The organism is Maridesulfovibrio ferrireducens (assembly GCF_900101105.1).
GTDB classification, from domain to species: Bacteria; Desulfobacterota; Desulfovibrionia; order Desulfovibrionales; family Desulfovibrionaceae; genus Maridesulfovibrio; species Maridesulfovibrio ferrireducens.
On the sequence record NZ_FNGA01000002.1, the window covers coordinates 942,955 to 955,715 of the forward strand.

The 12,761-nt window shown below is 44.5% G+C and carries 10 protein-coding genes; 1 reads left to right on the forward strand and 9 read right to left on the reverse strand.

Translation table 11 applies throughout. From position 1 onward, the window contains the following. Nucleotides 1–56: 56 nt before the first annotated feature. From BLT41_RS09040 to BLT41_RS09075, 8 genes are all read right to left on the reverse strand, one after another. Nucleotides 57–947 carry a polyprenyl synthetase family protein gene (locus BLT41_RS09040; RefSeq protein ID WP_092160286.1) on the reverse strand — a complete coding sequence of 297 codons (891 nt, stop codon included), beginning with the start codon at nucleotides 945–947 and terminating at the stop codon, nucleotides 57–59. After that, nucleotides 937–1,179: an exodeoxyribonuclease VII small subunit gene (gene xseB, locus BLT41_RS09045; protein WP_092160288.1), complete on the reverse strand. Its 243-nt coding sequence runs from the start codon at nucleotides 1,177–1,179 to the stop codon at nucleotides 937–939. The genes BLT41_RS09040 and xseB overlap by 11 nt, the downstream gene beginning before the upstream one ends. Nucleotides 1,180–1,204: 25 nt before the next feature. Continuing rightward, a complete protein-coding gene (locus BLT41_RS09050; RefSeq protein ID WP_244512234.1) occupies nucleotides 1,205–2,104 on the reverse strand; it encodes a M23 family metallopeptidase in 900 nt (299 codons plus the stop codon). 17 nt (nucleotides 2,105–2,121) lie between these two features. Further along, nucleotides 2,122–3,525 carry an exodeoxyribonuclease VII large subunit gene (gene xseA / locus BLT41_RS09055; protein ID WP_092160290.1) on the reverse strand — a complete coding sequence of 468 codons (1,404 nt, stop codon included), beginning with the start codon at nucleotides 3,523–3,525 and terminating at the stop codon, nucleotides 2,122–2,124. Between the two features lie 78 nt (nucleotides 3,526–3,603). Further along, nucleotides 3,604–5,346 (reverse strand): proline--tRNA ligase, encoded by a 1,743-nt coding sequence (locus tag BLT41_RS09060; RefSeq protein ID WP_092160292.1) that lies wholly within the window; start codon nucleotides 5,344–5,346, stop codon nucleotides 3,604–3,606. Then, a complete protein-coding gene (ispG, locus tag BLT41_RS09065; protein ID WP_092160294.1) occupies nucleotides 5,347–6,423 on the reverse strand; it encodes a flavodoxin-dependent (E)-4-hydroxy-3-methylbut-2-enyl-diphosphate synthase in 1,077 nt (358 codons plus the stop codon). It abuts the gene before it with no gap. A gap of 211 nt (nucleotides 6,424–6,634) precedes the next feature. Next, nucleotides 6,635–7,345: a uracil-DNA glycosylase gene (locus BLT41_RS09070; RefSeq protein ID WP_092160296.1), complete on the reverse strand. Its 711-nt coding sequence runs from the start codon at nucleotides 7,343–7,345 to the stop codon at nucleotides 6,635–6,637. Further along, complete coding sequence (locus BLT41_RS09075; protein ID WP_092160298.1) at nucleotides 7,345–8,031, reverse strand: phosphoadenosine phosphosulfate reductase family protein; 687 nt, start codon at nucleotides 8,029–8,031, stop codon at nucleotides 7,345–7,347. The genes BLT41_RS09070 and BLT41_RS09075 overlap by 1 nt, the downstream gene beginning before the upstream one ends. A gap of 394 nt (nucleotides 8,032–8,425) precedes the next feature. Between BLT41_RS09075 and BLT41_RS09080 the strand changes: the two genes are divergently transcribed. After that, nucleotides 8,426–9,016 (forward strand): hypothetical protein, encoded by a 591-nt coding sequence (locus tag BLT41_RS09080; protein WP_092160300.1) that lies wholly within the window; start codon nucleotides 8,426–8,428, stop codon nucleotides 9,014–9,016. Between the two features lie 92 nt (nucleotides 9,017–9,108). Here the strand turns inward: BLT41_RS09080 and nifJ are convergent, their stop codons facing one another. Further along, a complete protein-coding gene (gene nifJ, locus BLT41_RS09085) occupies nucleotides 9,109–12,657 on the reverse strand; it encodes a pyruvate:ferredoxin (flavodoxin) oxidoreductase (protein ID WP_092160302.1) in 3,549 nt (1,182 codons plus the stop codon). Between the last annotated feature and the right edge of the window lie 104 nt (nucleotides 12,658–12,761).

The following is a 12,761-nucleotide window of genomic DNA, read 5'->3' on the forward strand; positions in this document are numbered from 1 at the left end:
AACAGTGTTAACCACCTAACACAAAAACGCCAGCGTGTTTTCATAAAAAACAACGATTAATATACTCTATCAACTATATATTGAGCAAGCTCTGATAACAACTCTGCTTCTGCGCCGGAATACGGAGCAAGCAACTCAACAGCTTCGTCCACATATTTGCGGGCAAGCTCTTTACTTTCTTCAAGTCCAATCAGACTAGGATAAGTAGACTTACCCTGCTCTTCATCACTTCCCACAGGTTTTCCGAGAGAAGCTTCATCACCGACAACGTCAAGGACATCATCAACTATCTGAAATGCGACTCCAATCAAACGGCCATACTCTTCCGCACGTCTGACATCTTCTTCGGTCGCCCCTACCCCTTTAGCCAGAATAGCGCCCGACTTACAAGCGGAAAGAATTAAAGCTCCGGTTTTCATTGCGTGCATAACTTTGAGCTCGTCAAGAGTTATGCCGTCACGACCGGTATATTCCATATCTACAGTTTGACCGCCGACCATTCCGCAGGCACCCGCAGAATGGGCCATAAGGCTGATAGCTTCTACTACGACTTCTGCCGGAGCATCAGCTTTTGCCATGAAACCGAATGCTTCTGTCAGCAGTCCGTCTCCGGCAAGAATTGCGGTAGCTTCACCGAATTTTTTATGATTGGAAGGCTTACCGCGTCTCAAATCATCGTCATCCATTGCGGGAAGATCGTCGTGTATTAATGAATAAGTATGAATCATCTCGAGACTTGCGGCAAAGGGCATAACCGCTTCTTTCTTAGCTCCGAGCATCTGCGCCCAGACAAGTACCAGCACGGGACGAAGCCGTTTGCCACCGGCAAGAAGGCTGTAATCCATTGATTCAAGCAAACCATAAGGAATGCCTTGACCCTTAAGACATTCGGAAAGATATTTTTCAACTTCTGCAGCATGTACCGCAAGTTTTTCTTTAACTGTCATCCGTCATATCCTCATTTTCAACTTTAGCTTCAAAATCTTCAATTAATCCATCGCCAACGATTTTAACTTCATTAGCGGCTTTCTGGAGTTGATCCGCACAATTTTTCGCAAGAGCCTGTCCTTCTTTAAAAAGAGCAACGCCCTCTTCAAGGGGAAGATCGCCCCGCTCCAGACCTGCAACGATTACTTTCAAACGCTCCAGTCTTTCTTCAAAACTTTTATTGTCTTTCATATAATTATCTTAATCTGACATCGGCTTAAAGACCGAGCAGCTTATCCGTATTTTTTTCCAGCACAAAACGAGGGTCAACAAGACGGCCTTGAACACTTACGCTCATATGCAGATGCGGTCCGGTTACTCTTCCGGTTGATCCTATACGACCGATTGTCTGGCCTCTCTCAACCATGTCGCCTTCCTTAACATCGAATTGCGAAAGATGGAAATACATCGTGACAACCCCGTTTCCGTGATCAAGGTAGATAGAATTCCCTGCATAGTAATGGTTTTTAACCAGTAAAACTTTTCCATCTTCCATTGCATAAATAGCTGTTCCCTTGGCTCCCCGGAAATCCAGTCCCCGATGAGGATTCTTAGGCTTGCCGTTCAAAATTCTCCGGGCTCCGTAAGGACTTGATTGGGCTCCTTTTGTCGGCCTTAAAAACGGAACAAACCACATTCTTTTTTCAGATTGAGTTTCTTTAGCAGCTTTAACTTCTACACGATCTTTACGGATACGTTCAAGTTCTTCTTTCGGGGGGGTGACCATCTTTTCAGGCAGGGTAAGCCGCTGAACTTTATATTTTTTATTAAAAATCCTAATTTTACGGCTGAACTTGCGCTCTTTTCCATCTTCAACAACGTTTATAAACAGCTCTTTTTTTCCTGCCTTATCAGCAAGAACATCTGTTCCGAACATTACAAGAGCAACAGATTTTCCTTTCCACTTTCTTATTTCAGGCTGAACCGTTACGCCGAGCCACTTTACAGAAACTGAATCCAAATTCTTATTTGAAGTAACTCTGACCATAAAAGGTTCACCAAGTCCCGCTTTTTGGGGATAGGCCAGAGAAACAGCCGCGAAAGCTGATGACGCAATAAATAAACAAAGCGCAACTACGAGTGTCAGAATTTTTATATATCTCATGGAATTTTTCAATTTAATATCTCCGATTCTCATTTGATCACAACTTTCGCACGTATTTCTCCAGACTTCACTCGAACAAGAAGTCCATCGCCATCCATCACTTCATCAGGGCTTCGCAAAAAGGTTCCGCTCTTCTCAACGGTAACAAGACTATATCCACGTTCAAGCGGCATCTCAGGATCAAGCATTCGCAGGGAATTAGCCATGTTGTCAAATTCAGAAATTTTATTATCTATAAAAACTTTTCCGCTTCTCTCAAGTCTGGCTGAAAGGTCGGATAATTCTTTATCAAGACTATCAAAACGCCTTTCATCAAAGGAACCGCACAGCCTATACACCAACGAGCCAAGTTCCGAAGTCTTACGCTCTACAAAAAGATCTGCGCCTCTTTTGAGTCTCAACTGTTCATCACTGAACGATTCAAGAAGTCTATCAATTCTCTGCGAAGGTGAAAGCCATGAAAGCCCTTTCCGCAACGTTTCAAGGCTGGACTTGCGAACTTCAAGAAAATTATCATAACTGCGGATCAGCTTGCTTTCCAGTTCATCCACGCCCTGCATAAGAGTTTCGCGTCTGGGCCAGAGCTCCTGAGCGGCATGACTGGGAGTTGCAACCCGTTTATCAGCAACATAGTCTGCAATGGACGTATCAACTTCATGCCCGACTCCGCAAACAACGGGAACGTTTGACCTGAAAAGCGCATCAGCAACAGACTCAGTATTAAACGCCCACAAATCCTCGAGAGAACCGCCTCCGCGAATGAGTACGAGCACCTCCGCCCATCCATCATCGCAAACTTTATCAATAGCTTTAGCAATCTGCCCGGGTGCTTTATCTCCCTGAACCAGAGAAGGATAAATTCTGATCTCAGCACCGGTTCCGCGCCCTTCTGCTATACGCAGAAAATCCATTATAGCCGCGCCCGAAGGAGCAGTTACCACCGCAACTTTTGACGGAGAACGCGGAATCTCCATTTTGCGGTCTTCAGAAAAATATCCTTTATCAGCAAGCTTGCGTTTCATGGCTTCAAAAGCCAATCGTAAATCACCGACGCCCTGCTCCTGAATAAGCTCAGCAATAAGCTGATATGATCCCCGAGGCGGATAGACATTCATATGTCCGGCGCAGAGAATCTCCATGCCGTCCTCAATCTTAAGCGTTCCGCCGGACTCAACTTCGCCCGTCAGAGGATTAATTCTCTCGGTTTCCTCGTCAGAACTCCCAGCCGGACCTTCACCGACACTGCCGCGCTGATTGCCCTTGAACCAGACAACTGAAATCCCCGCTTCACCATCAGTAAGCGTAAAATAAATGTGGCCGGAAGCAGGACGTGCAAGATTAGTAACCTGTCCTTTTACCCATATAAAAGGAAACTCGGCTTCCAGAACGTCCTTAACGGCACGGGTGATATCACTGACTGAAAATATTTTCATATATGACGAAAATCGCCTTAGGTGATCAGAGAGGTGGAACCTTTTTAAAAAAAGATTCCACCCTCTGGATTCCTTAAACTATAAAGTAAGTCCCCATGACTGCCAGATTTCTGCGCGCCATGCGGTGAATGCTTCTGCGAAACCTTCAAGCGGAAGCTCAATTTTTTCGCCGGTTTTGCGATTCTTGGCTTCTACTATTCCGTTTTTGAGTCCCTTTCCTCCAAGCACGAGCTGCATTGGATAGCCGATAAGATCAGCATCAGCGAACTTTACGCCGGGCCTTTCTTTGCGGTCATCATAAGCAACATCGATACCCATTTCCATGAGCTGTCCGTAGAGTTCTTCGGCTTTTTCGCCAACGGCTAGGTCTTTGCCACCTAGTGAGATCAAGCAAAGTTCAAAAGGAGCGATGGCTGGAGGGAAAATAGCTCCGCTCTCATCATTATTCTGCTCAATAGCAGAAGCCATGATGCGGGAAACACCTATACCATAACAACCCATGATCATTGGTTTACTCTTTCCATTTTCATCAAGGAAAGTAGCATCCATTGCTTTGGAATACTTCTCACCGAGCTTGAAAACATGCCCGACTTCGATACCTTTAGTGAACTCAATCTTACCGCCGCAATCAGGGCAGGGGTCACTTTCAGTAATGACGCGAAGATCAGCAAATTTTTCAATCTTACAATCGCGACCAAGAGAGAGATGCTTGATATGAGTATCACCCTTGTTTGCACCGGCAACCCAGTCGGTTGAAGCGCAAAGTTCATGGTCTGCAAAAATACGTTTAACTTTCAGACCTACAGGTCCGGCAAAACCGACAGGAGCACCTGTCCATTCTTTAACCTCATCTTCGGAAGCAAGATCAATCTCGTTTCCACCCATAAGATTTCTAAGCTTAACATCGTTGATTTCACGGTCACCGCGAACAAGGGCCGCAACAGGCTCACCGTCAACATTGAACAGCAAAGTTTTAACAAGCTTGTCAGCAGAAATTTCAAGGAATGCACAAACTTCTTCGACAGTGTGTGTACCGGGTGTCGCAATTTCTTCAATTGCAGGACACTCAGCTTTACTTGCGCTGTCATCTGCGGGGGCATTCACTTTAGCTTTTTCAAGGTTGGCAGCGTACTCGCATTTCTCATTCATACAAACGGCGATTGTATCTTCACCGGTATCAGCAAGAACATGAAATTCATGCGAGAAATCTCCGCCGATAGCACCGGAATCAGCCTGAACAGGACGGAAACGCAGCCCGATACGGGAGAATATTTTTTTATACGCTTCAAACATCAAGCGATAGGAATCTTCTGCTCCGGCTTCATCCTTATCAAAGGAATAGGCATCTTTCATAACAAATTCGCGACCACGCATCAGGCCGAAACGGGGACGGATTTCGTCACGGAATTTGGTCTGAATCTGATATAGATTAAGCGGAAGCTGTTTGTATGATTTAACTTCTCCGCGAACTAAGTCAGTAACAACTTCTTCGTGCGTAGGTCCGAGGCAATAGTCACGCCCGTGACGGTCTTTCACTCTGAGAAGTTCACTTCCGTAAAAATCCCAACGACCTGTTTCCTGCCACAGATCACCGGGTTGAACCATAGGCATCAGCACTTCGAGAGCATAAGCACGGTTCATTTCTTCGCGAACGATATTTGCAACTTTGTTCAAGGATTTAAGTCCAAGAGGCAGATAGTTGTAAATGCCACTGGTAACCTTACGGATCATCCCTGCACGCATGAGAAGTTTATGTGAAACAACTTCCGCGTCGGAAGGATCTTCTTTCAATGTCGGTATGTAAAAACGGCTTAAACGCATTTATTTTCCTCTTTTTTCTTCCAAAAATGATTCGATCTCTTTCATAAATTCGGGCAAAAGGTTTTCAGCCCCCCGAATCTTGCGGACAACTTCACCTTTTCTAAAAATAATACCTAGATCACGGCCTCCGGCAATACCGATATCAGCTTCGCGAGCTTCTCCCGGTCCGTTTACAACGCAACCCATAACGGCAACGGTAAAAACATCCTTAACACCGCGCAGATTTTCTTCGACCTGCTGAGCCAGTTCAATAAGATTGATTTCGGTTCTTCCGCAGGTAGGACACGACACAATCTCAGGCCCTCTTTCACGAAGACCAAGCGCACGCAAAATTTCCCACGCAACGCCTACTTCGGCAACAGGATCATGAGTCAGTGAAACACGCATGGTGTCGCCCAGACCTTCCCAGAATAAAATACCAAGCCCAACCGCAGACTTTACCGCTCCGCGAACAAGAGTTCCGGCCTCGGTGATGCCTACGTGCTGAGGATAATCAACCTTCTCAGACAGCCGTTTATAAGCGGCTATGGTGTTTAAAACGGAGGAGGATTTCAGCGATATTTTAATATCATGAAAATTTCTTTTTTCAAGAAGAGCCACATGTTCCAAAGCACTTTCCACCATTGCTTCAGGTGTGGGTCCGCCATACTTGGCAAGCAGTACCTTGTCCAGTGAACCGCCATTAACCCCGATGCGGATTGGGACTCCGCGGTCTTTTGCCGCTGAAACAACAGCATCAACCTTATCTTCTCCGCCGATGTTACCGGGATTGATACGCAGTCCGTCAATTCCTGCATCAATCGCAGCAAGAGCAAGACGATAGTCGAAATGAATATCCGCAATCAAAGGGACAGGAGAATTCTTACGAATTTCCACCAAAGCGGCGGCCGCTTCTTCATCCGGCACAGCTACACGCACAATCTCACAACCCGCCTCTGCCAGTGCATTGATCTGCGTTCCGGTAGTAAGCACGTTACGGGTATCGGTATTACACATGGACTGAACACGGATAGGATTGTCTCCGCCGATTCCCACGTTCCCTATGAACAGTTCACGAGTCTTTTTTCTATTGATCATTTTTCACCTGATTTATTCAATTATCGCGATTAACTAAAAATGCGTGAGCAGGAGCATAATATATATCAGCCACGGAGCCAACCTCCACAGCTAGTAAGAAAATAATAGCCTCTGGCAGCTTAAACCCTTTTGGGAAAAGGGTTTAAGAATCCCAAAACTTTTTAACTAAAGAAGGGTATTTAAAAAGAAACTACTTTTAAAACTTTAAAAATCATTTGATCCAATTTATTTCAGAACATTTTGCGAAATGATTTTCCTTTAGGAATGAACCTTCTTTTTGGTCGAATAGGCGGGGATGATAGCTCGTAAGTTTTTGAGCATCCGGTACAAACGAACAAAATTCTTGAGCATCTTTTCCCCAGAGAAACCATTTTGCTTGCGGCTTTTTATTACTTATAAAAGTCAGTAACTCTGTTGAAAAATGTTGCCACTTCTCAGTATGACTACCTGAATTATCAATTTCACAGGTAAAAGCGGCATTGAGCATTAATACGCCCTGCTCCTCAAAATGAGTGAATAATTCAGTCGGCGGAAGGATGGGGAAAAGTCCGGCATCAATATCTTCGCGGACCTTACTGATAGCAGCGATTTCAGATGCTCCGGTATAATTTTTATGAAACAGCTTAAGCATGTTCATTAATGACGCATTTCGTTTAAGGTCAGCCCAACGATCAATATTCCCGACTTCAAACGAACGCCCAGTTGCGACTCCGCGCTGTGGGTATGGGTCTTGTCCGATAATAACGACCCGAACCTTATCAAGATTAACTTGCGTAAAACGCAAAACCCTATCAGCCGGAGGGGTAAAATTAGTCCCGACCGCAAACTCGATATATTTAAGCAAAATAAGCTTTTCGGTAGTAAAAAAAGAATCCCACGAGCTATCAACTTCATATGTTGCGTCACAAAAATTTATTTTCATTAGAAATATCCCAGTGATGTTAGTAATTCCAGATTTTTTTCTTTATCTTCGCTTCGGCCCTGCCGTTCGCTCCCGCCATCTCCCAATACTGTGCAGGGCTGGCATCCAAGCGACCTATATCCTTGATCGTAAAGTTCACAATGCGGAAGAGCGTGCATAGTAATAAATGACCAGATATCCATCTCTGTCCACTCAAGGATAGGATTAAGTAAAATATGATCTGGATTTTCCCGCTTTTCAAGTGATTCTCTAGCGGCTCTGCTCGGATGCTCATCACGCCGGATTCCGGTGATTAAAACCTGAATGTCATATTCTGCCAACGCCTTTTGAAGCGGCTTTATTTTTAAATCGCGGCAGCAGGAAACTGTATCTTTTGCTACAGGGTATGTTTTTATATCCAATTCAGGACGAAGAACTTTTAAATCAATGTCCCACTCTTGTGCCAAGCTGTCTCTGAATGCCATCACCTCAGGGAACTTAACACCTGTATCAATAGAAAAAGATAAAGGATTAAACAGCCCTTCAGCCTTAAGAACTTCGCGCCATATGGCAAGAACTACTGTGGAATCTTTTCCGCCAGTCCATGCAACCGCAATTTTTGACGGCTCATATTCACGCAAAACAGTTTTCATTTGAGCGGCAGTATCTGCTACTTTCTCATCCAGCGGGGAATTTGCTGTAATCATATCAAACGTTCTCTCCTTTAATGTGCATATGCATGTTGTTGCCTGAAATGATTTTTTTATCAAGAAAGGTCGAAACACAGAGAATATATACTGCGTTCAAAAAACAGCTCGGTGGTTATGGAAGTAAGTTCCTCCCCCGGACTATAATATATAGAAAAAACTGCCGGAAAAGATATCGTTGTAAAACATAATTCCACACATCGACAAAAAGCATTCCACACATCGACAAAAAGCATTCCACACTACTTCTCACTGAAATCATATAGAAAAGCAAAGACTGCTTAAGCTTATCTTTTTAACTTTATTCAACTTTATAATTCTTAACACAACTTGGTCATAAACTTGCTTAAAGACATCATCTGCAACTTTTTATATTCCAAAAAAGGAGGTTTTCATGGTTGGAATTTCATCACTGGATGGCAGCATGGCCAATGGTGTTTTAGACACTGGTCAAGTTGTTAAGCAAAAACAGGTTGAGGATGAAGAATTAATTCAAACTAAAATGAAATCCGGAGACACGGTTACCATTTCAGCAGAAGCGATGACTTTATTCAAATCAAAACTTGATGAATACGGAGCAGACGATCCTTCTGAGCTTTCTGACAAGCAGAAAGAAGATTTGAAAGGAACCATGGATGAATTTGCTAAAGATCACGGACTTGATCCATCCAAGGTTGAGGGCATGCCTCCTTCACCCGGAGGAAACGGTGAAGGGCCGCCAGAAGGCAAAGGAGAAGGTCCACCTCCAGAAGGAGCTAAAGGTGCAGGTAAGGCGAAAGGAGGCGAAGCAGCCCAAGGTTCAACTGCAAGCTCTGATAAAATAAGCGACAAAGAAAAAGAAATTGAAGAAAAAGAAGCTGAAATTCAAGAACTCAGAGCAAAATCTTCCACTGATGAAAAAGCTGCTGAATCTTTAAAAATGAAACAATCCGAATTAGCCCTACTTCAATCCGAACTTACTATGCTTAAGAAGAATTCAGCATAAACAAGCCTTAAAACGTGACTTCTTTACCATTAGAAAACCCCCGAATTCGACTTAACGAATCCGGGGGCTTTTTAATTCATAATGTACAGAGACTACTCAGTTGGAGTTTCAACTGGCTCATCAAAGGAATAATCCAGTTCGGAAAGCTGCTTGAGAAGTTTATATCTCTGCAAACAATCCTTTTCAATTCCAGAACGCAATGTCTTGGAAGTCTCGGGCATCATGCGCTCGAGCATTGCGTAGCGATTTTCGCCGGACAAGAATTCCTGAAGAGTTCCATCTGGGTTCTTGTATTCAAGAATAAGAGGATTCTCACCATTTTCAGCGCGGCGTGGGTCAAACCTATAAAGAGGCCAATAACCGGAATCAACAGCGAGTTTACCTTCGTATTGAGTTTTACCCATACCCTTCTTGATTCCCTGATTAATACAAGGTGCGTATGCGATAACAAGGGATGGTCCGGGGTAGGATTCCGCTTCAAGGAATGCTTTCATTACCTGATTCTTGTTAGCACCCATGGATACGGATGCTACGTAGACGTAACCGTAAGTCATCATCATACGTCCAAGATCTTTCTTGGCAGTCAGCTTACCACCGGCTGCAAACTTAGCGATAGACCCGAGTGGAGTCGCTTTAGAAGCCTGACCACCAGTGTTGGAATACACTTCGGTATCCATTACCAGTACGTTGATATCCTTGCCGGAAGCAAGAACGTGGTCAAGACCGCCGAAGCCGATGTCATATGCCCATCCGTCACCACCGAAGCACCATACTGACTTCTTGGTGAAGATATCTTCCTGCTCTTCAATTTCGCAAAGCAAATCACTGCAATCAGCTTCAACTGCAAGATAGTCACGAAGTTTATCACCGTATTCAAGTGATTTCTGAGCATCATCTTTATTTTCAATCCAGCCTGTCATGGCTTCGCGCAAGTCTGAACTGATATCGCCTTCCATAGCCTGCTTCATGAGCACGACCAGACGGTTACGACGATTGGAAACAGCCATTTCCATACCGAAACCATATTCAGCGGCATCTTCAAATAAAGAGTTACCCCATGCTGGTCCGTGTCCTTCCATATTCTCGCAATATGCAGTGGAAGGAGCCGATGCTGCCCAGATAGAAGAGCAACCTGTTGCGTTGGCGATAATCATGCGCTCACCGAAGAGCTGGGTCAGAACTTTTGCATATGGAGTTTCACCACAACCTGCGCAGGCACCGGAGAATTCCATCAAAGACTGCTGGAACTGGCTGCCCTTAACAGTTGTGCGAGGCAGAATGTCATCCTTAAAGGAGACAATCTCAGAGAAGTCATAGTTAGGAACCTGAACCTCTGTCTGAGAAGCGATAGGTTTCATAACCAGAGCTTTTTCTTTCGCAGGACAAATATCCGCGCAGTTTCCGCAACCCTGGCAATCAAGAGAGTTGACCTGCATACGATACTGCAGACCATCAAATCCTTTACCCTTAGCTTCAACAGTTTCAAAACTATCAGGAGCAATTGATTTTTCTTCTTCGTTGACAAGCACGGCGCGCAGAGCACTGTGCGGACAGACGAATGAACACTGGTTACACTGAATACAGTTTTCTTTGTTCCATTCAGGAACCATAATTGCTACACCGCGTTTTTCAAAACGGCTGGTTCCCATTGGGAAACGTCCGTCTGGTGAAAATGCGCTGACAGGTAATTCGTCACCTTTCTGAGCAAGGATAGGGTTAACAACATTTGTGATGAATTCAGGCTCGAAAACTTCTTCGTCCTGCGCATCTACAGCAGTTGCCCATGATTCAGGGTATTTTATTTCGTTGATGTTAGCTTCAGCTTCATCAACAGCGGAATTATTCATATTGACGATTTTATCGCCCTTTTTGCCGTATGCTGCTTTAATTGATTCTTTAAGGTAAGCAACTGCGTCCGCGAAAGGAATAACTTTTGCTAATTTAAAGAATGCTGTCTGCATGATCATGTTGATGCGGCCGCCAAGACCGACTGCACCTGCAATCTTAACTGCATCAATTGTGTAGAACTTAAGATTGTTCTCAGCAATTTTGCGGCGAAGCTTTGCAGGCAATTCTGCTTCCAGCTCTTCAAGTCCCATGCTGGTATTCAGCAGGAATGTTCCGTCGGCACGAATTCCGTCAAGCAGATCGTAAAGTTTTACGTAACTTGGATTATGACAAGCTATGAAATCTGATATTTCAACAAGATATGTTGATTTAATAGGATTATCACCAAAGCGCAGATGCGATACAGTGATACCACCTGATTTCTTGGAATCATAAGCAAAATAACCCTGAGCAAACATATCGGTTTTATCACCGATAATTTTAATTGCCTGTTTATTTGCACCGACAGTTCCATCGGAACCGAGACCCCAGAACTTACACTGAACAGTGCCTTCAGGAGTAACGTCCAGATTCGGGCCGACTTCAAGAGAAAGACGGGAAACATCATCAGTGATACCGACAGTGAAATGATGTCTTGGAACAAGAGCTTTCATGTTGTCGTAGATAGCCTTGACCATGGAAGGAGTGAATTCCTTAGAACCGAGGCCGTAACGACCAGCGTGAACAGGAAGATCAATATTCATTTCTCTGAGAGCAGTACAAACATCAAGATACAGAGGATCACCGATTGCGCCGCCTTCTTTAGTGCGGTCGAGAACAGTAATCTGCTGAGTAGTTGCAGGTAGTGCGCGTCCCAGATGTTCCATTGAGAACGGACGGAAAAGTCTGACTTTTACAAGTCCAAGTCTTTCACCCTGTGCATTCAGCCTTGTGATGGTTTCTTCAATGGCTTCACAACCGGAACCCATAGCGATGATAACATCTTCAGCTTCAGGATCACCAACATAGTCGAATAATTTGTATTCGCGACCAGTGATATCCGCCACTTTTTTCATTGCATCTTCAACGTGACCAGGAACTGCATCTCTATAAGGATTGATTGATTCAAGAGCCTGGAAGTAAATATCCGGATTCTGAGCAGTTCCTCTGGTGTGAGGATGTTCAGGATTCAAAGCGCGATCACGGAAATCTCTGACTTTTTCCCAGTTAAGGGCTTTTGCCATATCTTCATAATCGATAAGTTCAATTTTCTGGATTTCATGAGAAGTTCTGAAACCATCAAAGAAATGCATAAAAGGAATATCTGATTCGACAGTTGCAAGATGTGATACAAGCGCAAGGTCGAGACTTTCCTGAACAGAGTTGGAAGCCAGCATTGCAAATCCGGTCTGACGACAGGCCATTACGTCCTGATGGTCACCGAAAATGGAAAGAGCGTGGCCCGCCAAAGCGCGAGCTGAAACATGAAAGACTGTGGGGAGAAGCTCACCGGCAATCTTATACATGTTAGGAATCATCAGAAGAAGACCCTGAGAAGCTGTGAACGTACAGGAAAGGTTACCAGCTGCGAGAGCACCGTGAAGAGCTCCGGAGGCTCCGCCTTCTGACTGCAGTTCGCGAACTTCCATCGTGGTTCCGAAAATATTTTCTACTCCCTTAAGAGCCCATTCGTCAGCGAATTCGGCCATAGGTGAGGAGGGAGTTATCGGATAGATAGCTGCGGTTTCGCACATAGCATACGCTACGTATGAAGCGGCTTGGTTGCCATCCATAGTTTTCATTTTTTTAGCCATTATACTTTCTCCGTGTCTTTTGGTTGGGAAGGAGTGCAGGGACGCATAGTAGCATATGTGTATACCGCTTGCCTACCCGTAAAATAAGGGCACAACCGATTATT

What these genes read in the sequence shown, in the direction of transcription:
- BLT41_RS09075 (WP_092160298.1), bottom strand. Translation starts at nt 8,031, where the DNA reads ATGATTACAGCAAATTCCCCGCTGGATGAGAAAGTAGCAGATACTGCC.
- ispG (WP_092160294.1), bottom strand. Translation starts at nt 6,423, where the DNA reads ATGATCAATAGAAAAAAGACTCGTGAACTGTTCATAGGGAACGTGGGA.
- xseB (WP_092160288.1), bottom strand. Translation starts at nt 1,179, where the DNA reads ATGAAAGACAATAAAAGTTTTGAAGAAAGACTGGAGCGTTTGAAAGTA.
- xseA (WP_092160290.1), bottom strand. Translation starts at nt 3,525, where the DNA reads ATGAAAATATTTTCAGTCAGTGATATCACCCGTGCCGTTAAGGACGTT.
- BLT41_RS09070 (WP_092160296.1), bottom strand. Translation starts at nt 7,345, where the DNA reads ATGAAAATAAATTTTTGTGACGCAACATATGAAGTTGATAGCTCGTGG.
- BLT41_RS09080 (WP_092160300.1), top strand. Translation starts at nt 8,426, where the DNA reads ATGGTTGGAATTTCATCACTGGATGGCAGCATGGCCAATGGTGTTTTA.
- nifJ (WP_092160302.1), bottom strand. Translation starts at nt 12,657, where the DNA reads ATGGCTAAAAAAATGAAAACTATGGATGGCAACCAAGCCGCTTCATAC.
- BLT41_RS09060 (WP_092160292.1), bottom strand. Translation starts at nt 5,346, where the DNA reads ATGCGTTTAAGCCGTTTTTACATACCGACATTGAAAGAAGATCCTTCC.
- BLT41_RS09040 (WP_092160286.1), bottom strand. Translation starts at nt 947, where the DNA reads ATGACAGTTAAAGAAAAACTTGCGGTACATGCTGCAGAAGTTGAAAAA.